Origin of the sequence: Bacillus spongiae, from assembly GCF_037120725.1 — a bacterium.
In the GTDB taxonomy this organism is placed as follows: domain Bacteria; phylum Bacillota; class Bacilli; order Bacillales; family Bacillaceae_K; genus Bacillus_CI; species Bacillus_CI spongiae.
Genome location: NZ_JBBAXC010000002.1, coordinates 64,627 through 87,784 on the forward strand (window position 1 = coordinate 64,627; position 23,158 = coordinate 87,784).

A 23,158-nucleotide genomic window follows, 5' to 3' on the forward strand; every position below is an offset into this window, starting at 1 on the left:
AAAACTTTAAGCAACGATGATCGGAAATAGCTGCTTAAAGTTTTACAATGAAGGCTTCAGCTCTTATAGAGGAAGCAAGATAATAAAGAATAAAATAAAGACTATATGAGAAACAATGACAAGTCGCAAGCTTTCTTTCCACTTGTAAAGAAGTCCCCAGAATAGTCCTGCTACAAAGGCAGCGAGCATCCATATAGGTTGAGAGCTATAGTAAAAAATGGAAGCGTAAGCAATGCTGGAAATAAAGATAGCCATAAAACTGTTCATTTTACTTGCAAGCCTTCTTTGAAAAAAACCACGCCAAAATACTTCTTCACCTGGAATTAAAATAAATAATAACACTAAATAATGCCAAAAGAATTCAGGTGAATAATTTCCATATAATTTATTTACGTCCTTTTCTACTGAGGAAGAGAATAGAACTAAGAGAGAAAATCCAATTTTAAATATTCCGTATAGTAGTAAACCTGAAAGGATTCCGTAGAGGTAATCCTTCTTTTTATCGCTTTGACTTTTAGGAATATGATAAAAAAGCGTAAACGTTACTAAAAATAAAATAGCGGCTGTATACATATACCAAAAGATATCTTTATCAATAAACGTAAAATATAAAAGTATGTGTGCAAATAGTAAGCTAACAAGGAGAGGTAGTTCCTTATTAAAGCGTTTCATAAAAAAATCCCCTTTCTTATATCAGGCACTATTGTATCAAAATGAAACGAGAAATGGTATGTCTGTGGTATTATTTTGAAAAAAAAGAATGTTTCATTTTTATAGATATAAATTTAAACACCATAAGCTGTGGTTAATTTTTATCTATTTGCTTAGGCTAACAAAGGAAAGGAGGTATCCTATTATGTCAAAATCTAAGCGTGAAAGAGAGAGAGAATGGAAAGTAAGAAAAGAAGACCAACCCTCTCATGGAAAAGTAGAATCTTTTAAAGAATTAAAGAATAAAAAAATGGACTAAGGCAGCCAATGGCTGTCTTTTTTTATACAATTAATCGTTTAATAAAACTTGATGCCAATGTATGGTAAGAAGCGAGACAATTATAGAATAGATTATGACAGAATCAAACAAACTAAGAAAAATGTCTATAGAGGAGAGAGTGTGTGAATCATAACTCCGTTTATCTTAACATTACTAGTCAATATTCTATAAGTTCTCTACGGATTCAAAATCCATATATTGTGGCATGGTGGTCAGCTGCGTTTCCTGGATTCGGTCACCTATTGATTGGCAAGCTATACTTAGGTTATTTTCTGATTGTGTGGGAAGTTATTGTCAATTCTCTTGCTCATTTAAATGAAGGTATTTATTATTCAATGGTAGGTGAGTTTGAACAAGCTGTCCACGTTTTAAATGTCCAGTATTTAGTATTGTATTCCCCGATCTACATATATATCATTTGGGACTCGTATCGGTGTACACAAGAAATCAATCATTTAACACGGGCTGTATTTCAAGAGAAAAAATCATCTATTCATCAACAGAATATGGACATAATCGATCATAATGTAAACCTTAAACGAAACCCTATTCAGTCCATAATCTGGTCAATGCTTTTTCCAAGCTTAGGTTATATGTATAACAATAAATTTCTTTCTTTTATTTTTGGTTTGTTGTTATGGGTGACGTTGTCCACACTTTCCCATGTATATGATGGTTTATATTATTCTTATATAGGTGATTTTCAATTAGCAATCGATACGGTAAAACCAAAGTGGTTATTATTTCTACCTTCAATTTATGTTTTTTTTGCTTATCATGCATTTGTTGATTCAGTCGAACATAATCGATTAAGTGAATTTATGAATAAAATAAAACTAGCCAAAAAATTTAATCCCAAAAGCTTTAAAATGCCATTTTAGAAAGTAGGATTGAATATGTATGTTGTTTCCACCTTCGCATCCTCATTAATAGTAGAGCCCCTTCTTTTAGAGGTTCAAGAGGAGAATATTTTATTAGAAGATATTCTTGTTCTGCCATTGGAGTCTCACCTAACACATATTCCAAACGAAAAAGTCCCAACAGAGAAGGGGTATATTGATTTTGGTGCTATTTTTGGTGCGATTTGTATGCTTTTAGGTGTGATTTATGGATTCAAGGTAACGATCGGTCCTATTCTATTAGCTTTAGTTGGTTTAATTGTAGGGGGAGTGCTTGGTGCACTGATATATCACGTTAAGAAGAAAAAAATAGGAAAAATCAAAGAGTCTTGCTCAGAAATATTAATTATGATTCACTGTCAGAAACATCAGTCTCACCAAATTATATCGATTCTTGAATGTTATGCTCCCTTATCTATTTCACATATTGATTGATTTAGTATTTAGGATAAAAACCCCTTATTCTATGAATAAGGGTAGGGCCTGTAGTTTAATTTGTAGAGCTCTCAATTATTTTATAATTTTTGTGGTTAATCACTGTTTTTTCTTCTAATTCAAGTTCACGATAATGTGGCATATATGTTAAATCTACAATGACGGAATTTTCGTTGATTTTTTCGACAATTCCTCGGAGACCACCTTTGAATTCTATGATATCTCCTATATTTGCTTTTTTCATGTGCCAATCTCCCTCCAATAAGTTTCAATTACCATATTATATACAGTTTGCCTTATTCCTGTGAAAAGGTAAATAGTTTTTAGAAAATTCACTTATAAAATAGACATTTTCATGCTTTTGTAAAAAGAGATTGAAACTTTTTACTATGAACGTTATTCTTTTTGTGGAGAAGTATGAAAGGTAGTGACAAAATGACTGAAGAACAATGTTTAAGCGTTATTCTGCAATTACGTACCGGAGAAATTCAGGAAGTTGAAGTAAAAAAGGAATATTTTTTAACTTTTCGACAATTATTAGTTCAACAGGAAGACTTTAAGCATTTTCGTGGGCAAGCTCTTCAAGGTGGGAATGTCTTATATACCTATACGAAGCAAGCGAGAAGTTAATAAGGAAAGGTTGAATTGATGTCGTTTATTAATTTTAGTATAGATGTGAAAATGAGCATTTTAAATATGGAAAAAAACGGTTAAGCTAATTAACACGTTAATGCTAGAAATTTGATGAAACCGGTTACATTGCGGGTGGAATAACTCTATCCAATCAAAAAATATACTATTTACCCATTGTTGAAACTATATTATAATAGTAAAAAAATAGAAGCTATAGGAAGGGGTGACAGTTGGTGGATAAGTATTCGTTTGAGAGAATTGACACTTTAATTGAAAAAAAAAGACAGCAAATGATTCAGGTTGGATTAGCAAAAGGATTGTCTAGTGAAGAAACGGTTACCTTAAGTAAGCAGCTTGATCGATTACTTAATATCCACTCTCGTCGATATTTACTCTCAAAAAATTGGTCTACCAGCTCAGCCTTCATCGTGACGAATTAAAACAAAACTGTTTATATACTAATAGATGAACCATTTGGAATGGTGCTTAGAAAATAGTTTGAATATAGGAAGAGTCAGCCAAAAGGCTGACTCTTCCTATATTCATCACGTCTTTCAAGATTCAAATGTCCTGTTTTTTTACAAATGTAGACAGTAATCAAAAAAATTGTTATATTTTACCGAAAGAAAAGGGGGAAATTATGAATAACTTTGTAAAATCCATAAAGAGTGAAATCAATAAAGTGATTGTTGGAAGAGAATTAGAAATAGATTTATTTTTGATTGCGTTACTTCAAGAAGGGCATGTTTTGCTTGAGAGCGTACCAGGTACAGGGAAAACATTGATGGCTAAGACGTTTGCCAAAACGTTGAATACTGATTTTAAGCGAATTCAATTTACACCTGACGTACTTCCTAGTGATATAACAGGTATTCAATTCTTTAATCCAAAACAGCAGGAGTTTGAATTAAGGCCAGGACCTATTTTAACGAATATTGTATTAGCCGATGAAATTAACCGAGCAACGCCTCGAACTCAATCTAGCTTATTAGAAGTAATGGAAGAAAGACAAGTAACGATAGAAGGTGAAACGTTACCATTACAGTACCCGTTTATGGTTATTGCAACACAAAACCCGGTAGAATCACAACAAGGAACGTTTCCCTTACCTGCCGCTCAGCTAGATCGATTTTTAATGAAAATTCCATTTCAATATCCTTCCTTAGAAGAGGAACAAGCGATAATTCGGAGGTTTAAAAACAAAGAAGAAGTGAAACAAGTAGAGCAGGTAGTAACGACAGAGGATTTGATTGGTGTAGCCAAAGAGGTAAAAGCGATAAAAGTCTCAGAAGACATTGAGCTCTTTATGCTTCAATTAATAAGAAGTACAAGAAATCATCCAGCAATTGAGCTCGGGGTAAGCCCGCGAGCGAGCATCGCTTTGTTACGAGCCTCTCAAGGAAAGGCTTATTTAATGGGACGCGACTATGTGACTCCTGATGATGTGAAATACGTAGCACCTTTTGTAATAAATCATCGAATTCAACTAACTTCAGAGGCTTCATTAACGAAATCAAATGACCTTGTAATGGAAGACATTTTAGAAAATACCCCAGTTCCAGTAGAAGCAAGAGGGTAAGCCCATGCAGTGGAAAAAAGAGGTTGTTGATTTGCCACTTGTTAAGCTCAGTCAGTACCTTGTATCAGGTGGCTTATTTTTCACACTGATTATACAGCAATATTCAATTTTTATTGTACTTTTATTTTGCGGTTGCATTTTATTTATACAAGATTTTTATTTTCGGAAAATAGCCGATAAAATTATGTTGGAAAATGTGAAAGGCAGAGAGCGACTTTTAATTGAAGATGAAACGAGTTTAAAGTTTACTTTTTTTAATTCAGGTTTACCAATATGGCAAGCGAGTTTAACAGTTGTTTTTGATGATGCTGTAGAGCCTCTTGTAGGTGATAATCATCATTATCAATCTCACAACGAAGTAATCATTCCACTAACGCTACGAACAAACAAAAAATATACTGTATCAATTCCAATTAAAGCGCGTCATAGAGGATTAATGAAAGTTCGGAAATTACAGTTGAGAATTCCTAATTTATTTGGAGTAGGGACTGTTTTTTTAAGTTTAGACGAACCATACTTAGAGGAAAAAATAGTTTATCCGAAGTTCCACCATGTTCTTGGTGAATTATATTCTTCCTCCCAAAGGTTAGGTAACGTTCCTACACCACAAACGTTATTTCAGGATCCGTTTAGTCCAGTTGGAACTAGAGAATACAGATATGGGGATAGCTTTCAGCATATTCACTGGAAAGCGAGTGCACGTTCGCAAGCGTTACATACGAAAGTTTTTGAAACAACGGCAGATCATTCCTGGCTGGTTATAGTAAATGTCGTTGAGCACTATTCCATTACGCGTGATTTGGAAGAAATAATAACAGGAACAACCTATTTAATTGAAAAGGCGTTCGAGGAAAATCATTCATACTCATTAGCTATTAATGTAAGATCCATTAACAAACGACCTTATTACTTTCTCCCTTTAGGTAGTGGAAAAGAACAAAGAAGAAAGGCGTTGGATTTCCTTTCTACTTTATCTAAAAATGATGCAACTATCCCAGTTTCTGTTATGCAGCAACAACTACTACGAAGTGGGCAAATACCGTCTGTTTCGATTTATATTGGGAATGAAACAGAAGAAGTACAATCTGGTTTAAGGTTAATTAATAGTAAAGCAACAACAATATATACTCTTGATCTTTCAGAGAAGCAAGGAGTCTTGAAGGAATGGAACAACAATTATCTGCAAAAACAGGGTTAGGATCAAAGTACAGTATGGCATTGAGCTCGGCGTATTTATTTATCTTGGAATGTGGATTCTTAGCTACTTTCTTTACGGTTTTTTACGATTTTTTAAGTTTTTCTGTTCTTTTGTTTTCGATTATTTATAGTGTAGGTTTCGTTATATTTCAAAAATATGTTTCCTACCACTCCTACTTTTTTTTAATGGCTGTGCCATTGCTTGTCATATTCTATTTAATAGGCTTTCCTTTATGGGGAGAGTTAATTATTATCGTTTATTTTTATAAACGGCTTTTAGCATATATAGAAAATCAACATGAGGACTTTGAAGTTTGGGACGGGTGGATTTTGAGCTTTTTACTGTTCAGTTTCTTTTTCTATATACTAAATAGCATTTGGTTCGGAAACCAATCCATTATATTGCTTATAATCGTATTAGAGTTTTTTATTTTTAGTGTTGGCATCTACTTTATACGATATTTAAATCGGAGAGAGAGCAAAGAGAATACAGAAGAGAGTACCCGGAAGAAAATGTTGGAACATAAACCCTTGATATGGATGATATCAGGAACGGCCATTGTATTAGTGTTCTTTTTTCAATTCAATAGTCTATTAAGAGATGGCATTACCTTAATCTTTGGTGTAATGATTGAAGCGATAACCCCAATTATTGATCCTATCTATACATGGTTAAATTCCTTATTAGATGAAGATTCTAAAGCGAAAATAACAGAGAGTCTTCAAGATAATTCTTCAACAGAATATGAGGATAGTAGTCAAGAGTTCGAAAAAAGTATTGTTGAACAACTTAATTTTAGCTATATCGATGAAGTATTGTATATCATTCTATTTATTACTATTTTCTACTTAATCTTTAAAACATATAAACGAAGAAAAGAACTAGATTCAGAATCAGTCAAGGTAGATCACGTATTAGTAGAAGAAGGGGAAGGGTTTTACCGAAGGAAAAAAGTAGAACATCTAAAGACCATGCCGTATTCAAAAGCATATAATGACATCCGAAAAGAGGTAATAAAAGTAGAACGAATTGCCCGCAAACAAAAAAGAGAACGTAAGTCAAACGAGTCATTGCGTGATTGGCTAGATCGAATCGGATTAGAGGAAAAAGAATGGATCGAATTATATGAGAATGTTAGATACAGCCATATCCAACCAACAACTGAGCAAGTTGATAGGTTTAAGCAAATGGCAAACAGGATTATAATGAGAATAAAGGACAATACTTAAGAGCATATAATGCTCTTTTTCTTTTGGAGGGAGCTACACATGTTTACATTAAAGAATATTGTCTATAAGGATATTTTAAGGATCAGTGAATTACTTATTGAACAGGGAAAAGTAACATGCATTATAGGAGCTAGCGGCTCAGGAAAAACGACATTGTTAAAGCTGTTAAATAAAATGGTTATTCCGAATAGCGGTGAAATATTTTTTAAAGGAAAACCACTTTCCGAAAAGGATGCAATTCTTCATCGTCGTGAAGTGTCAATGCTTGCTCAAACTCCGTTAGTATTTGAAGGAGATATTGAACGTAACCTTCAAATAGGGAGACTATTTGCGGAAAAAAAACCCGCAAGTCTTAGTGCATTGAAAGAAATATTGAAAGCAGTTTCTTTAGAAAAAGAGCTGCATGGTTCACCTAGTTCATTATCCGGTGGAGAATCACAGAGACTATCTCTTGCGAGAATATTATTAGTCGAGCCATCTGTCTATTTATTTGATGAACCGACGTCTGCACTTGATAAGGAGACAGAAATGAAAGTAATGGATTCGGTTTTATCAAAAGTTAAGCAGCAAGGAGGTTCAGCAATCATCGTTACACATTCACATGAAGTGTCTGACCGATATGGAGAGGAAATTATTTCATTATCATGAAGATTATCGATTTGAGGAGTGAGATATTCTGGAACAAGGAATAATAAATATTGAGTTTTGGCGGCTTATTGCTTCCTTTGCCTTCGTCGTATTATTATTATGGATCGTTCGTTTTCGAGGTGTAAAAAGAGAACGTGTGATTATCGTTGCCACTTTTCGAATGACGATCCAACTTGTCATCGCTGGTTATATCTTAATTTTCTTGTTTGAGCGCCCTAGCTGGATATTAACGTTAATTGTATTAGTGATTATGCTCATTTTTGCCATTCGAAATGTTTACCATCAAATAAAGAGTCCATTATCGTTTTCAATAAAAGCCGTGATTGCTATCTCGATGGTTTTGGGAACGATTTTATCCATCTTATATTTCACACTTATTGTCATTCATCTGTCTCCGTGGTATGAACCTCGTTACTTTATACCGATCTCAGGGATGATCATTGGAAACAGTATGACTGGAATTACAATCGGTGTCTCCACTTTGTTCACTTCGTTAAAGGCGAATAGAGACAAAATCCTCGGTGCTTTAATGCTGGGTGCTAAACCAAAAGTAGCGATAAAATCTTATATTAATGAGGCTTTCGATGCAGCTATTTTACCGACACTCAACAATATGATTGGAATGGGAATTGTCTTCTTACCAGGTATGATGACAGGTCAAATCATTGCAGGTATAAATCCATTACTGGCAATTGAATACCAAATCGTCATTTTATTAGGAATACTTGGTAGTGTTACATTAACCGTTTTTCTATTCATTATTTTGTCTGTGAATTCGCTATTTACAAAGGAAGCTAATCTAAATGTCTCATAAGAGTGTTCTATTATAGCAAAATCCTTCATAACTATTACTAGTATTAATAGGAGGGGTTGCTATGAAAACAGAAATAGAGCAGGCAATTCGAATAAAAAGTACGGCATTAGATGTAATTGAGGAGTTAGTGAAAAATGAATATTCACTAAACGAGCAACAGGTAAAGGAGTCTTTAGAATTGATGGCTCGATGTGTATGTGACTTAGTTAATGTATACACAAATATCACTGAGGACCACCAATCAGCGTTACAGGGAGGAATGATTAAATCAAAAATTTGCTTAAACCTTATTCAGAAAAGTCAAACGACGAAATAGAATAATTTACCTCATCGTAAAAGAAATAGATAATCTATTAAAACGATAAATAGATCAATCTGAAAAAAGTGTGTTCACTCCCCTTTAGAAACACACTTTTTTGTATTTGGTTCATCTATCTAGTAATCCTTTGTACGGTTTTTACACAAGAGGAAGGTCAAAAAATAGGAATAATAACTTTCTAAAGAAGACCCACTGTGAACACATAGTGGTGAATCAGTTAAAAACATAGTAGCATAAAATTAATTCAGTCATTCTACATCTGGTAAGACAGGTTGGGGTGGATATTAATCGATTACTGTGTAGATAGAAAATAAAGTCGCACCGATTGGACCCTACGGATATCGTAGGGTTTTTTCAGTAAAAGGGAAATGAATTTAGAACTATAAGCTAGATAAAAGAAAGGAAAATATTAGGGCGATTCCAAAAAGGGCCTTATTGTGTATTGATATTAAGAAAAGGATACGAAAGGAAGTAGTTAAGCTAGCGGGTGGGTTATATGAAGTACCTCATGATAGTTTCCTTATTCTAAAGGTATTTGTGTTATTATTAAATTATCAAAAAATTAAATAAAAATTTTTTTGCAATATTTTTTAAGGAGGTAGATATTATGACTAATAAAACGACCAATGGCGTAATGAAAACTAAGGGGAATACGTCTAATTAAATAGAGCGTTTCCCCAATTTGAAAGGGGAAAATCATTTGAAGCAAACATTATTAATCATTGATGCCCAACAAGAGCTAATAGATGGGAATCAAGCAGAAAGTGCTGTTTTTAGAAAAGAGCAACTTATAAGGAATATCAATAGTGTTGTTAAAAAAGCAAATAAATCCAATGTCCCGGTTGTCTTTGTTAGAGATTTAGATGTTGCTGAAGGCAAAGGAAAAGGGTTTCAAGTCCATGAAAAAATTCATGTGCCTACGGATGCAATGATTTTTGATAAAACGGCAACGAATTCGTTCCATGGGACAGGACTTCTAAATTATTTAAACGCTCAAAAAGTTGAGCATGTTGTTATTATGGGGTGTGCTACTGAGCATTGCATAGATAGTGCAGTTAGAACCGCCACTATTAGTGGTTTAGATGTCACATTAGTAGGTGATGGACATTCTACGAAAGATAGTCATCCATTAAATGCAGAACAAATTATAAAGCATCATAATCAAACCCTTCATGGTCATTACAATGTAGAAAACTTTTCAATTGTAAGAAATACAGAGGAAGACTTATTTTATCCAACGCATGATTTATATAGAGAGTAGATATTATTAAAAATCAATATCCCAATTTCTTTAAGTTAGTCTAAGGAATTGGGATATTCCCCCTTTATTAATGGTAACTCTATCATCTAAAATACATTGTTTTTTTGTAAAGCGTTTACAATTCGGTGGAATTTATACATAAGATGACAACTTTACGAAATACTAAAAAAAAAGGCTTATTATAATTGAGAAACTTTGAAAAGCATGATATTCTTTGTAATTGAGAACTACTTCACAAAGTTCGTGTTTTTTTATACGAATGGTTGAAGTGATTAATGTAGACTAAAGGAGAGATTTTTTATGGCACAAAAACAATTCACCGTAACAGCAGATACAGGGATTCACGCACGTCCTGCAACACTATTAGTTCAAACAGCTAGTAAATTTGATTCTGATGTGCATTTAGAATTTAAAGGAAAAAAAGTAAACCTAAAATCCATTATGGGTGTCATGTCTCTTGGAGTAGGAAAAGGCGGAGAAATTACGATCATTACTGAAGGTAGTGATGAGGATGAAGCATTAAATACTCTAGATGAAGCTTTACGAAAAGAAGGTTTAGCAGAATAATGTCAACAGTCTTAAAAGGAATTGCCGCATCTAGTGGCATAGCAATTGCAAAAGCATATCGCTTAGTAGAACCTGATTTATCTTTTGAAAAGACTTCCGTTGATAACACAATGGAAGAAGTAAGTCGTTTTCAGCAAGCCATCTCTACCTCAAAAGCAGAGCTAGAAGCTATCAGGGATGCTGCAAAGGTAGATCTTGGTGAGGATAAAGCCGCTATCTTTGAAGCTCATTTACTAGTATTAAGTGATCCAGAGTTGGTTGGACCGATTGAAGATAATATTAAAAGTCAACAAATGAATGCAGAAGCAGCCTTAAAAGAAACAGCTGATATGTTTGTAACCATGTTTGAAAGCATGGATAATGAGTACATGAAAGAGCGTGCTGCTGATATTCGGGACGTAACAAAACGAGTACTGTCTCATCTTCTAGGTGTGCAAATTGTAAATCCTAGTATGATTTCTGAAGAAGTCGTTGTTGTAGCAGAGGATTTAACTCCGTCTGATACAGCCCAACTTAATAAAAAATTTGTAAAAGGATTCACGACAGACATCGGAGGACGTACTTCCCACTCAGCTATTATGGCACGTTCATTAGAAATTCCTGCTGTGGTTGGTACAAAGGTCGCAACTTCAGAGATTCAAAACGGAGATATTGTTATTATTGATGGATTAAATGGGGAAGTACATATTAATCCTACGAATGAAATAATTCAAAAGTATGAAGAAATCAATAAAAAGTACGAGCAACAAAAATTAGAATGGGCGAAATTAGTTAATGAGAAAACGGTATCTGCTGACGGACATCATGTTGAATTAGCAGCAAATATCGGAACACCAAATGACCTTGATGGGGTAAAGAATAACGGTGGAGAAGGCGTAGGGCTGTACCGTACAGAATTTCTTTATATGGGCCGAGACGAACTTCCAACAGAGGACGAGCAATTTGAATCGTACAAAGCGGTTCTTGAAGGGATGCAAGAAAAGCCTGTCGTTGTTCGTACTTTGGATATCGGTGGAGATAAAGAACTACCTTATTTAAATTTGCCACATGAAATGAATCCATTCTTAGGTTACCGTGCCATTCGTCTATGTCTAGATCAACAAGAGATTTTCCGTACCCAATTGCGTGCTTTATTACGAGCAAGTATATATGGAAACTTAAAGATTATGTTCCCAATGATTTCTAACCTTGATGAATTTAGACAAGCAAAAGATATATTATTTGAAGAAAAAGGAAAGCTCGTATCAGAAGGTGTAAAAGTTGCCGAAGAGATTGAAGTAGGTATTATGGTTGAAATACCGTCGACAGCTGTTATGGCAGACCTTTTTGCTAAAGAAGTAGACTTCTTTAGTATTGGTACAAACGATTTAATTCAATATACGATGGCAGCTGATCGTATGAATGAACGAATTTCATATTTGTATCAGCCTTATAATCCTGCCATCCTTCGATTAGTGAAGATGGTAATAGATGCTGCACATAAAGAAGGTAAATGGGCAGGAATGTGTGGAGAGATGGCTGGAGATGAAATCGCTGTTCCTATCCTCTTAGGCTTAGGTCTAGATGAATTTTCAATGAGTGCTACATCTATCCTCAAAGCACGTTCGCAAATTCGTTCATTATCAAAGTCTGATATGGAAACTCTTGCGAACAATGTACTGCAAATGCACACAAATGAGGAAGTCCTATCAGAAGTAAAACGTATTTTAAAATAGTGAATGTATTTAAAGAAGCCGAGTGGTAGTCCTCTCGGCTTTTTTAGTGAACAAAATGTTTGAGAAATTTTTAAATGCCTCAAAACGATTTTCAGTTATAATAAAAGAGGAAATAATCATTTGAAGAAGGTTTAAAAAGAAGAGGGTAGGGTATTCTATTAACAAGCATGAAATTGGAGAATGTCACTTAATACCCTTTTTTCCTTCTTTTGAACCTGAATTTCAGGTTCTTTTTTTATGTTAAAAAGGAGGGAGTCTAAGAAATGAAACGAATTGGATTTATAGGACTAGGTGTTATGGGAAAAAGCATGGCTCGCCATCTCGTGCTAAATGGTCTTAATGTGACAATATATACACGAACAAAGGAAAAGGCAGATGACCTTATTCGAGAAGGTGCTAAATGGGCAAATTCGTTAAAAGAAGTTATTGAAGTATCTGATATTATCATCACCATGTTAGGTTATCCATCAGATGTTATGAAAGTATATTTAGGTGATGAAGGGCTTATACCAAATGGACATAGCGGACAGATCCTTATCGATATGACCACATCTGAACCATCGTTGGCAAAGAAACTCTACAATGAAGGAGAAAAGAAAGGTATTTCTGTAGTAGATGCACCTGTATCTGGAGGGGATATTGGAGCCCGAAATGGCACTCTATCTATTATGGTTGGTGGAGATGCTAAAACATATGATGACCTAAAACCTATTTTTGACTTCATGGGAACAAATATTGTTTATCAAGGGCAAGCTGGGGCTGGTCAGCATACGAAAATGTGTAACCAAATTGCTATTGCTACAAATATGATTGGTGTTTGTGAAGCTTTGGTATATGGGAAAAGAGCAGGGCTAACAATTGAAGATGTCTTAAAAAGTATTTCCACTGGAGCTGCCGGGAGTTGGTCGCTGGATAACTTGGCTCCTAGAATGTTAAAAGGAGATTATGAGCCTGGTTTTTATATTAAGCATTTCATCAAAGATTTACGGATTGCTTTACATGAAGCGAAAGTAATGGGCTTAACATTACCAGGGTTAACGTTGGCTGAGAAAATGTATGAAGAGCTTTCGAAACGTGGGGAAGAAAATAGTGGTACTCAAGCGCTCTATACATATTGGGGAAATGAATAAGTTGCAGTCCCTTTTCTAATACTAGAATTGATTCTATTTATTTGGAAGGAGAGTCACTGTGGCCAAACGAACAAAAAAGCATGATGCCGAACAAAAGAATAAAAAAGGATTTGATTCTAGCGTATTAAATGAGGAATTTGCTCATGAAATGGGTAGTGCCCAAACCAATAAAATTCATCATGATAAGGCGAAAAAAGAAAAAGCATCAAAGAATAACGGTAAATTTGAAGGATGAAAAAGCGGTGAGTGTTACTCACCGCTTTTTTATGCTTATCCTATCTCTTCAAGCCTGACCTTTGTTAAATAAGAATCAATACGATGAAGCCCTTCTTCAAGGTTCTCTAAACTACAGGCAAAACTTATGCGAAAATAGCCATCTTCTCCTCCTGAGAAGGCACTTCCTGGTACGACGGCTACCTTTGCCTTTTTTGCTAAGTTTAGTGCGAAATCAAATGAATTCTCTGTTATAAATGAAGGAATTTTGACGAAAAAGTAAAACGCACCGTCAGGTTTGACCGTTTCTAGCTCCATTTCTTGAAGTCGTTGAAATACAAAATCTCGCCGTTCTTTATATATGTTTAGCATCTCTCTACTTTCGGTCTCTCCTCCCGAAAGAGCAGCTATTGCCGCCTTTTGAGAAATAGAGGAAGCACATGAGACATTATATTGGTGAACCTTTAACATATGTTTAGTTATATTCCTTGGGGCAAAGGTAAAGCCAATCCTCCATCCAGTCATACTATGTGATTTCGAAAGTCCGTTAATGACAATCGTTTGATCTTTTAGGTATGAAGCAATAGATACATGCTCGTTTTCATAAGTTAAAGCACTATAAATCTCGTCTGCAATAACAAAGATTTCTTTCCCTTTAATTAAGTCTGCAATCTCCTGTAATTCATGCTTCGACAAACTCACACCAGTTGGGTTTGATGGGTAAGGAAGAATAATACATCTTGTATTAGCCGTTATCGCTTGCTTAATTAATGATGCAGTCAATTTAAATTGATTCATTGTTGTATCAACAAACACAGGTTTAGCACCACACAGCTTAATAAGTGGTTCATAGCCAGGATAGACGGGACTAGGTAGAATCACCTCTGTATTAGGAGCTAGGATGGTTCTTAACGTAACATCTAATGCTTGAGAAGCTCCGCTTGTGACGATGATTTCATCAAGCTTATAGTCGAGGTGGTAATGTTTTTTTATATACTGTGAAGCAGCCTCTCTTAATTCTATAAACCCAGCGTTATGTGTGTAGCTAGTATAATTGTTTTCAATTGCTGAAATTCCAGCAGTTTTTACGTAATCAGGCGTGGGGAAATCCGGTTGTCCAATTGTTAAAGAAATCATATCCTCAGTATTGGAAACTAGATTGAAAAATTTTCTTATACCTGATATTTCAATTTTTTGAACAGCTTGATTTAGTAGGTGTTCCATTCATGACATCCTTTCCTTCGTCAATAGTTATATTGTAGCGTAAAGAAGGTAGAGAGGAGAAGTAAAGCGCTGTAAAAAATAATCTATATCTTTATCTTTTCTTATTTTTAGCACAAAGGTTAGAATAAACCATTTACCAATGTGGTGAGCGAATTAATTGACTTAGCTTAATTAAGATTTTATACTTATGATGTTATTAATAATAATTATAATATGATATTAATTATTTTTGGAGGAATTTAAATGAAATTGCGGGAACCAATGCCAGAATTAACAGGCGCTACTAAATGGATAAATGGAGAAGTAAAGAAAGAAGATTTAATAGGAACGAAACCAACACTCATTCACTTTTGGTCGATAAGCTGTCATTTATGTAAGGAAGCAATGCCAGAAATTAATGAGCTCCGTGATGAATATAATGAAGAATTAAATGTCGTTTCTGTTCATATGCCGCGTTCAGAAGATGACTTAGACCTTAATATGATTGAACATATGGCATTAAGTCATGATATTATTCAGCCTACTTACGTTGACAGTGAGCATGTTCTGACAAATCGATTTGAAAATCAGTATGTACCAGCATATTACGTATTTGATAAAGAGGGGAAATTACGTCATTTTCAAGCAGGTGGAAGTGGAATGAAAATGTTACGGAAGCGTATTGATAGAGTATTAGGAGAAGAATAAGGAAGCAAAGGATCTGAAAGAGAATTCAGATCCTTTTTTTGTCTGATGAGACGATTCTATCTAGTAAGGGTTTGTCCAAAGCTGTAGTGATAATCTCTGCAATTGAAAGAGAGAATATATATGTTATTGTTCATTTCCTTCTTGTTTTCAAGGAATTCATCGTATGATAAGCTTAGACTAACAAAATTTACAAAACATTGAATGGATTCGGAAATTATTATTCTGTTCATATGTAAAAAAAGAAGGTAGGTCAAATGCTATGGAAATGGACAAAGGTATTTTACTAGAGTCGGGAACAAATGAATTAGAAATTGTAGAGTTTGAAGTAAATAATAATAAATTTGGCATAAATGTTATTAAAGTAAAAGAAATTATCCAACCGGTAGAAGTAACGAAAATACCGCATGCCCACCATTACGTAGAAGGAATCATTCAGCTAAGAGGAGAGGTATTACCTGTTATTAATATGGAGAAGGTGCTCGGAATATATGGAAAGGCTGAGCATGCCCATAGTAAATACATCGTCACACAGTTTAACAAGCAGAAAATCGTTTTTCACGTTCATAATGTGACTCAAATACATAGAATTTCTTGGAAAGATATTGAAAAACCATCTGATTCTTATGATGTTGGTAAAACCAAAATTATTGGGATTATAAAACAAGAAAAACAAATGATACTATTGCTAGATTTTGAGAGTATACTTGTTGAGATCAACCCTGAATCTGGTATCCATGTTAATCAAGTAAAAAAAATGGGGCTACGGGAAAGGTCAGAAAAGAAAATAATCGTAGTCGAAGATTCTCCATTGTTACGAAAATTATTATATGACACATTAAATGAAGCTGGTTATGTTAATCTAGAGTTTTTTGAAAATGGACAAGAAGCACTTCGATATTTAGAGTCATTGGCCCTCGAAGAAGCGATAGAAAAAAAGGTTCAACTGATGGTTACAGATATTGAAATGCCACAAATGGATGGGCACCATTTAACGAAAAGAGTCAAAGAAAATAATCGCCTAGCTAATTTGCCTATCATTATTTTCTCCTCCTTAATTACAGATGACCTCCGTCATAAAGGGGAAGTAGTTGGAGCAGATTCTCAAATTAGTAAGCCTGAAATTGAACAATTGATTTTGACAATTGATGAACTAATTTTATAAACAGAAAAGGAGTTTGCCAAAATAGCAAACTCCTTTTTGCATAATGAAGTACATGATAGGCTTAGATCTACATGAGTTCAATCCTTGTATGTATTTCGAATTTAAAAGAAGCTATCACCTAATTTTTTGAATACAGGTTTTTTATACGCTTTTTGATTGTTATGATTAGTTAGCTTTTTTTCAATTGTACCAGTATATTTTTGTAAAATCCTTTTTGCCTCAGTAAGATTCATTCGGCATTTGGGGTTTCTTGTAGTTTGGTTAAGTTTCCCTAGGTGGCGCAAAGATTTGAAGTCTTCTTTGGATGGAGGTATGTGGAAAGTGTATTCTCCGCACTTAACTAAAACATCAGACTGTTGGTTACTGAATTTTGGGTTTTGTGAAAAATGGAGGCCAACTTTTGAGGCTTTACCTTCTTTTATCATTTTAAGAATAGCTTGTTTCTTTAATGTATATAAAAATTTTGGATTTGTAGCCGTTTTGGCATGTCGATTTACGGTAAAAATTGCTTGAGAGAGCATTTTAGTCGTAAAGGGTTTTGAGGGATTATTTTGATTATGCGTATTTTTCAAGATGTTGACTCCTTTCTCAACCATCATACTTCATTATATCATCTTTTGAATATGGACAAAAGTTATGCAATGAGAAATTTTAAATCATCTGAAATCTGGATATATTATAATATAGTGTTAAGGAAATTATTAATTAGGATGATGAATATGGAAAAGAAAGCAATTATCGATATTGGCTCCAATACTATAAGGTTGGTAATCTTTGAATCATTATCTACAGGAATGGTGAAGGAGAAGGAAAACGTAAAGACTGTAGCCCGATTAAGAAGTTTTTTAAATAATAATAATGAACTTTCTCAAAAAGGAAAAAATGTACTGTTATCTATCTTAGTAAGTTTTAAGGAGATATTAAGTTTCTATAACGTGGAGAATGTCCGCTGTGTAGCAACGGCTACGATTCGTCAAGCGACTAATGCACACGAAATTGTTACAGAGATAAAGAAACAAACAGGGTTAGAGGTGAAAATTTTATCGGCAAAACAAGAAGCATATTACGGTTTTATAGCAGCCGTTCATTCCACCTCTATTGAAGAGGGAATTAGTATTGATATTGGTGGGGGAAGTACTGAGATTACGTACTTTAAAAATAAAAAACTAATTTTTTCTCATAGCTTTCCTTTTGGGGTGGTTTCCCTTAAGGAGCAATTTATTAAAGGAAATCAACTGAAGGAAATAGAAAGGAAACAACTTCAACTTTTTTTAATTAGTCAATTTGATTCACTTCCATGGCTAAAAAATAAACAAGTGAAAATCATAACAATCGGCGGAAGTGCTAGAAATATAGCTCAGATAGATCAGCAGAAAAAAAAATACCCCATAGCTGGTGTTCACCAATACGAAATGGGTATAAATGATCTAAAGAACATTAGAGAAGAACTTTATCCGTTACAATATCATGAGATCGAGAAAATTGAAGGGTTATCGAAGGACCGAGCAGATATTATCATTCCTGCGGTAGAGGTTTTTAATCAATTGTATCATTATACAAACGCCACAGGCTTTTTGTTTAGTCGAAAAGGGTTGCGAGATGGTTTATTAATTGGGGCAGATGTAGGTGCGATCACCAATGAAGAAATCAAACAGGAGAGCATAAACGAACTTGCACTTGAATACAGTTTAAATTACACACATGGGGAACAAATGATATTTTTAACAAGAAAATTATGGGAAGAATTAGCAAGAGAAGGATATTGGGAGTGGGACGAAGAAGATAGTATTATGCTTCAGAGAGCGGCATTTCTTTATTATTTGGGGGCCTATATTGATGATGAATCCAGTTCTCAACATACGTTTTATCTTCTTGCCAATAAGAATATTAATGGTTTTACCCATAAAGAAAGAGTGCAATTAGCCTTATTAGCTTCTTATAAAAATAAGGCGACACAAAAGCAATATTTAAAGCTATTTGATGCATGGTTTGAAAAAGAAGAATTAAAAAGAATGAAGGGTTACGGTCCTATCTTAAAGTCTGCTTATAGTTTGAATGCAACAAAAAGAAGTGTTGTGAAGGACTTATTCATTAAGCGTCGATCAGAAAATGAGATGCTGTTGACGATTTATACGAAAGGAGATATTCTTGCGGAAACATACCAGTTTGAGAAGCAAAAACACCATTTAGAAAAGTTCTTGAAAAGTACTATTCAATTAGATGTTATCGCAATGTAGTGAGTAATCTAAAGTGAATTTAGTAAAGAAGGTGTTTACATGAAAGAAAATGATTTATCGACGCTAAAGAAACACGACTTTTCATTACCTCAATATTATAATAATCGAGAGTTGAGCTGGCTAGCTTTTAATGAAAGAGTGTTAGGTGAGGCGCAAGATGCTGAAAATCCACTCTTTGAAAAAATGAAATTTTTAGCTATTTTTAGTAGTAATTTAGATGAGTTTTTTATGGTAAGGGTAGCCGGACTAAAGGACCAAGTTAAAGCGGGTTTTAATAAGCCAGAGAATAAAGCGGGACTTACTCCCATGCAACAGCTTAAAGAAATTAGTAAAAAAAATCACGAGCTTGTTGAACTACAGTATAAGACGTTAAACCAACTGGTCATACCATCTTTAAAAGAAGAAGGCGTCATGATACTTGAGACAAAAGATTTGACATTATCGCAAAAAGATTATTTGAGAAAATACTTTGAAGAACAAATATATCCTGTATTAACTCCTATGGCAGTAGATGCCTATCGCCCCTTCCCGATGCTTCTTAACAAAAGTTTAAATATTGTTGTGATGCTAAAAGACAATTGTGCTCAGGTTGGAAGCCATCAAAAAGTGGCGATTGTTCAAGTACCATCCGTATTGAATCGATTTGTTCCTCTACCACATGAGGATGGAAAGGAATCTTACATTTTATTAGAAGACGTCATTCAACAGCATATTTCCTTATTGTTTAACGGATTTGAAGTCCTTTCAAAGTGTCCTTTTCGTATTACACGAAATGCAGACATGACGATTCATGAAGAGGGAGCAAGGGATTTATTATTAGAGATTGAAAAAGAGCTAAAAAAAAGAAAATGGGGCTCTGCTGTTCGTTTAGAAGTAAATGAAGAAATTGATTCAAAAGTTCTATTGTATTTACTAGACCAATTGGAGATTCATAAGGATGATGTATACAAAATAAACGGCCCCCTTGATTTGACTCATTTATTTGGTTTCATTAAAGAATTACTTCCAAAACGTGAACATCTTAGTTATCAAGCATTTATTCCACAGTCCCCAAAAGATTTGTCATCAAGAGAGGATTTATTTGAAAAAAGTCTCCACAAAGACTTACTTTTTCACCATCCATATGAGTCCTTCGAACCTGTAGTGGATTTCGTTTCAGTTGCTGCAAATGACCCTGATGTCTTAGCAATCAAACAAACCCTTTATCGTGTAAGTGGTGATTCGCCTGTTATTGAAGCATTAAAAAGAGCGGCTGAAAATGGGAAACAAGTAACGGTTCTTGTAGAGTTGAAAGCTAGGTTTGATGAAGAAAATAATGTTCAATGGGCTAAAGAACTTGAAAAAGCAGGTTGCCATGTCATTTATGGAATGACTTATTTAAAAACACATAGTAAAATTACACTGGTAGTTAGAAGGAAAAATGGACATATTGAACGGTTTGTCCATCTAGGCACTGGAAATTACAATGATCAGACTGCAAAGTTGTATACAGATTTAGGGCTCATTACGTCAAAGAGGAAGATAGGAATAGATGCGACAAACTTTTTTAATTTCTTGAGTGGCTTTAGTGAGAAGCCAGATTTTCATCATCTCGTTATTGCACCCTTTGATATTCGAGACGAATTTATTCGGTTAATTGAAGCGGAAATTCAATATCATAAAAAACACGGTAATGGTCGAATTATTTGTAAGATGAATTCTCTAACAGATAAAGTCCTTATCATGAAGTTATATGAAGCTTCAGCAATTGGTGTAAATATAGATTTAATTATTCGAGGCATCTGCTCTCTGAAACCAGGTATTCCAACAATAAGCGAAAACATTCGGGTTATTAGCATTGTAGGTCGTTTTTTAGAGCATAGTCGTGTTTATTATTTTCATCATAATGGGGAAGGGAAGATGTATCTGTCTTCAGCCGATATGATGACAAGAAATATGGTGAAGCGGGTAGAAATACTATTCCCGATTTTTGAAGGAATACTAAAACAGCGGTTGTATCACATGTTACAGCTACAATTACAAGATAATGTTAAAGCAAGAGAACAGGATTCGAATGGTATTTATCACTATGTTTCAAATAAAGAGCAAGAAGAGCACATCAATAGTCAGCTAGAAATGACTAAGGAAGCTTATCGATTATTAGAGGATGAAGAGTGATTTTACTATAGTATTTCTCTACAAAGTACAACGGTTGGTTGTTCCGATAGTTAAATTTTGTTGGTATGTAAGTTCGTATTTAAATAAGAAAAGGGGCGTCCAATAGTCGAATAATTGACTGGATCGCCCTTTTTTTATCTTTTTATGAAGGTGTTGGAGCATATGGAGACTGATTATACGGTAATTGATTATATGGACTTTGATTAGGTGGACCTTGGTTGTATGGTGGATAAGGAGGTGGATAGTATGGGTATGGTGGATAATAAGGTGGTCTATTAAATAAAAGTGGCGCAGCGGCTAAGCCTCCGACGAATCCTAATGCACCAAAGGCGACTGGAAGAGCGAATGGAAAAAAGCGCTGGTTATAGCGATTTATCGTTCGATAATGATTAGGGTGATAACGATGCATGTAATAGACGGCCTCCTTTCTTTATAAACAGTGTATGGGAGCAAAACGGGCTTGCGCCTGTACAACATGATGATGGGCTAATGACCCTTAATTATCTTACATATAGTTTGTAAAATGTACATGATTTCATGGTTGAAATTTTTAATTACGAGATAGGTCGTTTCTAATGCTATAGTACTACAGAAAGAATCTTTATGTGTTTATGAAAGGTATGCTCTTTCTTATGCCAAAAGGCATAATTCAATAGGAGTAGTATTTGAACGTTTCTTTAAGATATCCCTAAATGCACAACAAAATTTTGTTGTGCGTTTTTATAATAGTGAAAATTTACAAATTTATAACGAAATTAGGCTAGAATTGGCGCTAATAATTCATTATAGTATGAGTAATTATTAGGTACATTTTTTATGAAATGTAAGAATATTTTGAAATGTAAGGATGAATAAAATCATTATAATGTCTAGGGGTGAAGAATATGCAAGGGGACTACCGCTATGAAATGATTATCCTTCCAACTGATTATGGAGATATTAAAGTGTACATATACGGATTTGAACCTTTCTGTAAGTGGGGACATGTAATTGCTCAGTATAAACAAAATGTTGCTTCTTCCAAAGGGTGCAATCGAAAACAAACAATTATTCGTACAATGACGATGCTTCATCACTCGATTGTAAAGGAAGGATGAAGACTTAAATTATAATTTTTAAATAATAAAATATTCTAAAAAATTAAAAAAAAGTAGGGATAGTAGATGAAGTATGGTAGAATAATGACTGAATACTCATTCATTTATTGTAAAGGGGGATCATTATGGGAGAGAAGGTTGTTATAGTTACAGGTGGTTCAAATGGAATGGGAAAGTATATGGCAAAGAAGATGGCAGATGAAGGTTGGAATGTATTAATTACAGGAAGAAACAAAGAACGACTAGTAGAAGCACAACAAGAAATACAAGGGGAAAATGGCAGAGTTGAAATTTTTCAAATGGATGTTCGTGTTGAGGAGCATGTTGACGGAATGGTTCAGTTCGCTCATGAAACGTTTGGTCGAATCGATTCTTTAATCAATAATGCTGCGGGTAATTTTATTAGTCCGGCTGAGAAATTATCTTTTAACGGTTGGAATTCAGTTATTAATATTGTACTAAACGGGACTTTTTATTGTTCAAGCAAGGTAGGAAATTATTGGATTGAACAAGGTATTAAAGGAAGCATTATTAATATGGTGGCAACATATGCTTGGAATGCAGGGGCTGGAGTATCTCATTCTGCTGCAGCGAAAGCCGGAGTATTATCCTTAACGAGAACCCTTGCGGTTGAGTGGGGGAATAAATATGGAATTCGCGTAAATGCAATTGCTCCAGGACCAATTGATAAAACAGGTGGTGCAGAAAAGCTTTGGACTTCAGAGGAAGCGGCTAAGAGAACCATAAATTCCATTCCATTAAAACGATTAGGGCAACCAGAAGAAATTGCTGACCTAGCGCATTTCTTATTATCTGAAAAGGCAAGCTATATCAACGGAGATTGTATTACTATGGATGGCGGTCAATGGTTGAATCAGGTCCCTTTCTAAATCATTAAAAATGCGTAGTCTGATGGTTCATTAAAAGTGGAAGATTTAGATAGAGTTTTCATTAAAAAAGATA

27 protein-coding genes are annotated in these 23,158 nt (G+C 34.4%); 22 read left to right on the top strand and 5 right to left on the bottom strand.

Going from position 1 to position 23,158, the window contains the following annotated elements:
- Nucleotides 1–63: 63 nt before the first annotated feature.
- Nucleotides 64–672, bottom strand: a complete 609-nt coding sequence (locus tag WAK64_RS02440) for a CPBP family intramembrane glutamic endopeptidase (protein WP_336585343.1) — start codon at nt 670–672, stop codon at nt 64–66.
- Between the two features lie 184 nt (nt 673–856).
- Here WAK64_RS02440 and WAK64_RS02445 point away from each other — a divergent pair, with 184 nt between their 5' ends.
- The 3 genes from WAK64_RS02445 to WAK64_RS02455 all read left to right on the top strand — a co-directional run bounded on the left by WAK64_RS02445 (nt 857) and on the right by WAK64_RS02455 (nt 2,325).
- A complete protein-coding gene (locus WAK64_RS02445) occupies nt 857–970 on the top strand; it encodes a DUF6254 family protein (RefSeq protein WP_336585344.1) in 114 nt (37 codons plus the stop codon).
- Nucleotides 971–1,113: 143 nt separating this feature from the next.
- Nucleotides 1,114–1,872, top strand: coding sequence for a hypothetical protein (locus WAK64_RS02450; RefSeq protein ID WP_336585345.1), 759 nt, complete (start codon nt 1,114–1,116; stop codon nt 1,870–1,872).
- A 15-nt stretch (nt 1,873–1,887) separates the two neighbouring features.
- Nucleotides 1,888–2,325 carry a hypothetical protein gene (locus tag WAK64_RS02455; protein ID WP_336585346.1) on the top strand — a complete coding sequence of 146 codons (438 nt, stop codon included), beginning with the start codon at nt 1,888–1,890 and terminating at the stop codon, nt 2,323–2,325.
- A gap of 55 nt (nt 2,326–2,380) precedes the next feature.
- On the opposite strand, the gene WAK64_RS02460 is transcribed toward WAK64_RS02455, so the two are convergent.
- A complete protein-coding gene (locus WAK64_RS02460; protein ID WP_336585347.1) occupies nt 2,381–2,569 on the bottom strand; it encodes a YkvS family protein in 189 nt (62 codons plus the stop codon).
- A 191-nt stretch (nt 2,570–2,760) separates the two neighbouring features.
- On the opposite strand from WAK64_RS02460, the gene WAK64_RS02465 reads away from it, so the two are divergent.
- From WAK64_RS02465 to WAK64_RS02525, 13 genes are all read left to right on the top strand, one after another.
- On the top strand, nt 2,761–2,955 hold the full coding sequence (locus WAK64_RS02465) for a hypothetical protein (RefSeq protein ID WP_336585348.1): 195 nt from the start codon (nt 2,761–2,763) through the stop codon (nt 2,953–2,955).
- Nucleotides 2,956–3,191: 236 nt separating this feature from the next.
- On the top strand, nt 3,192–3,398 hold the full coding sequence (locus WAK64_RS02470; protein ID WP_336585349.1) for an aspartyl-phosphate phosphatase Spo0E family protein: 207 nt from the start codon (nt 3,192–3,194) through the stop codon (nt 3,396–3,398).
- Nucleotides 3,399–3,598: 200 nt separating this feature from the next.
- Nucleotides 3,599–4,537, top strand: a complete 939-nt coding sequence (locus tag WAK64_RS02475; protein ID WP_336585350.1) for an AAA family ATPase — start codon at nt 3,599–3,601, stop codon at nt 4,535–4,537.
- Between the two features lie 4 nt (nt 4,538–4,541).
- Nucleotides 4,542–5,735, top strand: coding sequence for a DUF58 domain-containing protein (locus WAK64_RS02480; RefSeq protein WP_336585351.1), 1,194 nt, complete (start codon nt 4,542–4,544; stop codon nt 5,733–5,735).
- Nucleotides 5,702–6,964 carry a hypothetical protein gene (locus tag WAK64_RS02485; RefSeq protein WP_336585352.1) on the top strand — a complete coding sequence of 421 codons (1,263 nt, stop codon included), beginning with the start codon at nt 5,702–5,704 and terminating at the stop codon, nt 6,962–6,964. Before WAK64_RS02480 ends, WAK64_RS02485 begins: the two co-directional genes overlap by 34 nt.
- A 39-nt stretch (nt 6,965–7,003) precedes the next feature.
- Nucleotides 7,004–7,612 (top strand): ABC transporter ATP-binding protein, encoded by a 609-nt coding sequence (locus WAK64_RS02490; protein WP_336585354.1) that lies wholly within the window; start codon nt 7,004–7,006, stop codon nt 7,610–7,612.
- Between the two features lie 67 nt (nt 7,613–7,679).
- A complete protein-coding gene (locus WAK64_RS02495; RefSeq protein WP_336585687.1) occupies nt 7,680–8,426 on the top strand; it encodes an ABC transporter permease in 747 nt (248 codons plus the stop codon).
- A 61-nt stretch (nt 8,427–8,487) separates the two neighbouring features.
- Nucleotides 8,488–8,742 carry a hypothetical protein gene (locus WAK64_RS02500; protein ID WP_336585355.1) on the top strand — a complete coding sequence of 85 codons (255 nt, stop codon included), beginning with the start codon at nt 8,488–8,490 and terminating at the stop codon, nt 8,740–8,742.
- 703 nt (nt 8,743–9,445) lie between these two features.
- On the top strand, nt 9,446–10,006 hold the full coding sequence (locus WAK64_RS02505) for an isochorismatase family protein (RefSeq protein ID WP_336585356.1): 561 nt from the start codon (nt 9,446–9,448) through the stop codon (nt 10,004–10,006).
- Nucleotides 10,007–10,306: 300 nt separating this feature from the next.
- Nucleotides 10,307–10,573 carry a phosphocarrier protein HPr gene (locus tag WAK64_RS02510; protein ID WP_336585357.1) on the top strand — a complete coding sequence of 89 codons (267 nt, stop codon included), beginning with the start codon at nt 10,307–10,309 and terminating at the stop codon, nt 10,571–10,573.
- Nucleotides 10,573–12,288 carry a phosphoenolpyruvate--protein phosphotransferase gene (ptsP, locus tag WAK64_RS02515; RefSeq protein WP_336585358.1) on the top strand — a complete coding sequence of 572 codons (1,716 nt, stop codon included), beginning with the start codon at nt 10,573–10,575 and terminating at the stop codon, nt 12,286–12,288. Before WAK64_RS02510 ends, ptsP begins: the two co-directional genes overlap by 1 nt.
- 263 nt (nt 12,289–12,551) lie before the next feature.
- Complete coding sequence (locus tag WAK64_RS02520) at nt 12,552–13,418, top strand: NAD(P)-dependent oxidoreductase (protein ID WP_336585359.1); 867 nt, start codon at nt 12,552–12,554, stop codon at nt 13,416–13,418.
- Nucleotides 13,419–13,476: 58 nt separating this feature from the next.
- Nucleotides 13,477–13,653 carry a hypothetical protein gene (locus WAK64_RS02525; protein ID WP_336585360.1) on the top strand — a complete coding sequence of 59 codons (177 nt, stop codon included), beginning with the start codon at nt 13,477–13,479 and terminating at the stop codon, nt 13,651–13,653.
- A 35-nt stretch (nt 13,654–13,688) separates the two neighbouring features.
- Here the strand turns inward: WAK64_RS02525 and WAK64_RS02530 are convergent, their stop codons facing one another.
- Nucleotides 13,689–14,855, bottom strand: a complete 1,167-nt coding sequence (locus WAK64_RS02530) for an aminotransferase A (RefSeq protein WP_336585362.1) — start codon at nt 14,853–14,855, stop codon at nt 13,689–13,691.
- A 243-nt stretch (nt 14,856–15,098) separates the two neighbouring features.
- Here WAK64_RS02530 and WAK64_RS02535 point away from each other — a divergent pair, with 243 nt between their 5' ends.
- Nucleotides 15,099–15,542, top strand: coding sequence for a TlpA family protein disulfide reductase (locus WAK64_RS02535; RefSeq protein WP_336585363.1), 444 nt, complete (start codon nt 15,099–15,101; stop codon nt 15,540–15,542).
- Nucleotides 15,543–15,801: 259 nt separating this feature from the next.
- The gene (locus tag WAK64_RS02540) at nt 15,802–16,704 is read left to right on the top strand and encodes a chemotaxis protein (RefSeq protein ID WP_336585364.1); all 903 of its coding nucleotides are present in this window, start codon (nt 15,802–15,804) and stop codon (nt 16,702–16,704) included.
- Between the two features lie 101 nt (nt 16,705–16,805).
- On the opposite strand, the gene WAK64_RS02545 is transcribed toward WAK64_RS02540, so the two are convergent.
- Nucleotides 16,806–17,225, bottom strand: a complete 420-nt coding sequence (locus WAK64_RS02545; protein ID WP_336585688.1) for a YkyB family protein — start codon at nt 17,223–17,225, stop codon at nt 16,806–16,808.
- A gap of 198 nt (nt 17,226–17,423) precedes the next feature.
- Between WAK64_RS02545 and WAK64_RS02550 the strand changes: the two genes are divergently transcribed.
- Nucleotides 17,424–18,941, top strand: a complete 1,518-nt coding sequence (locus WAK64_RS02550) for a Ppx/GppA family phosphatase (protein WP_336585365.1) — start codon at nt 17,424–17,426, stop codon at nt 18,939–18,941.
- Nucleotides 18,942–18,980: 39 nt separating this feature from the next.
- Nucleotides 18,981–21,098 (top strand): RNA degradosome polyphosphate kinase, encoded by a 2,118-nt coding sequence (locus WAK64_RS02555; protein WP_336585366.1) that lies wholly within the window; start codon nt 18,981–18,983, stop codon nt 21,096–21,098.
- Nucleotides 21,099–21,240: 142 nt separating this feature from the next.
- Here WAK64_RS02555 and WAK64_RS02560 read toward each other — a convergent pair whose 3' ends face one another.
- Nucleotides 21,241–21,507, bottom strand: a complete 267-nt coding sequence (locus WAK64_RS02560) for a hypothetical protein (RefSeq protein WP_336585367.1) — start codon at nt 21,505–21,507, stop codon at nt 21,241–21,243.
- A gap of 475 nt (nt 21,508–21,982) precedes the next feature.
- On the opposite strand from WAK64_RS02560, the gene WAK64_RS02565 reads away from it, so the two are divergent.
- Entirely contained in the window at nt 21,983–22,195 is a 213-nt protein-coding gene (locus WAK64_RS02565) for a hypothetical protein (RefSeq protein WP_336585368.1), read from the top strand.
- Nucleotides 22,196–22,320: 125 nt separating this feature from the next.
- Nucleotides 22,321–23,085, top strand: a complete 765-nt coding sequence (fadH, locus tag WAK64_RS02570) for a 2,4-dienoyl-CoA reductase (RefSeq protein WP_336585369.1) — start codon at nt 22,321–22,323, stop codon at nt 23,083–23,085.
- Nucleotides 23,086–23,158 lie beyond the last annotated feature (73 nt).

Bases quoted from the DNA above. Each gene is read 5' to 3' on its own strand.
- WAK64_RS02440 (WP_336585343.1), bottom strand. From the start codon at position 672: ATGAAACGCTTTAATAAGGAACTACCTCTCCTTGTTAGCTTACTATTT.
- WAK64_RS02445 (WP_336585344.1), top strand. From the start codon at position 857: ATGTCAAAATCTAAGCGTGAAAGAGAGAGAGAATGGAAAGTAAGAAAA.
- WAK64_RS02455 (WP_336585346.1), top strand. From the start codon at position 1,888: ATGTATGTTGTTTCCACCTTCGCATCCTCATTAATAGTAGAGCCCCTT.
- WAK64_RS02460 (WP_336585347.1), bottom strand. From the start codon at position 2,569: ATGAAAAAAGCAAATATAGGAGATATCATAGAATTCAAAGGTGGTCTC.
- WAK64_RS02465 (WP_336585348.1), top strand. From the start codon at position 2,761: ATGACTGAAGAACAATGTTTAAGCGTTATTCTGCAATTACGTACCGGA.
- WAK64_RS02475 (WP_336585350.1), top strand. From the start codon at position 3,599: ATGAATAACTTTGTAAAATCCATAAAGAGTGAAATCAATAAAGTGATT.
- WAK64_RS02480 (WP_336585351.1), top strand. From the start codon at position 4,542: ATGCAGTGGAAAAAAGAGGTTGTTGATTTGCCACTTGTTAAGCTCAGT.
- WAK64_RS02485 (WP_336585352.1), top strand. From the start codon at position 5,702: ATGGAACAACAATTATCTGCAAAAACAGGGTTAGGATCAAAGTACAGT.
- WAK64_RS02490 (WP_336585354.1), top strand. From the start codon at position 7,004: ATGTTTACATTAAAGAATATTGTCTATAAGGATATTTTAAGGATCAGT.
- WAK64_RS02500 (WP_336585355.1), top strand. From the start codon at position 8,488: ATGAAAACAGAAATAGAGCAGGCAATTCGAATAAAAAGTACGGCATTA.
- WAK64_RS02510 (WP_336585357.1), top strand. From the start codon at position 10,307: ATGGCACAAAAACAATTCACCGTAACAGCAGATACAGGGATTCACGCA.
- ptsP (WP_336585358.1), top strand. From the start codon at position 10,573: ATGTCAACAGTCTTAAAAGGAATTGCCGCATCTAGTGGCATAGCAATT.
- WAK64_RS02520 (WP_336585359.1), top strand. From the start codon at position 12,552: ATGAAACGAATTGGATTTATAGGACTAGGTGTTATGGGAAAAAGCATG.
- WAK64_RS02530 (WP_336585362.1), bottom strand. From the start codon at position 14,855: ATGGAACACCTACTAAATCAAGCTGTTCAAAAAATTGAAATATCAGGT.
- WAK64_RS02535 (WP_336585363.1), top strand. From the start codon at position 15,099: ATGAAATTGCGGGAACCAATGCCAGAATTAACAGGCGCTACTAAATGG.
- WAK64_RS02540 (WP_336585364.1), top strand. From the start codon at position 15,802: ATGGAAATGGACAAAGGTATTTTACTAGAGTCGGGAACAAATGAATTA.
- WAK64_RS02545 (WP_336585688.1), bottom strand. From the start codon at position 17,225: ATGCTCTCTCAAGCAATTTTTACCGTAAATCGACATGCCAAAACGGCT.
- WAK64_RS02550 (WP_336585365.1), top strand. From the start codon at position 17,424: ATGGAAAAGAAAGCAATTATCGATATTGGCTCCAATACTATAAGGTTG.
- WAK64_RS02555 (WP_336585366.1), top strand. From the start codon at position 18,981: ATGAAAGAAAATGATTTATCGACGCTAAAGAAACACGACTTTTCATTA.
- WAK64_RS02560 (WP_336585367.1), bottom strand. From the start codon at position 21,507: ATGCATCGTTATCACCCTAATCATTATCGAACGATAAATCGCTATAAC.
- WAK64_RS02565 (WP_336585368.1), top strand. From the start codon at position 21,983: ATGCAAGGGGACTACCGCTATGAAATGATTATCCTTCCAACTGATTAT.
- fadH (WP_336585369.1), top strand. From the start codon at position 22,321: ATGGGAGAGAAGGTTGTTATAGTTACAGGTGGTTCAAATGGAATGGGA.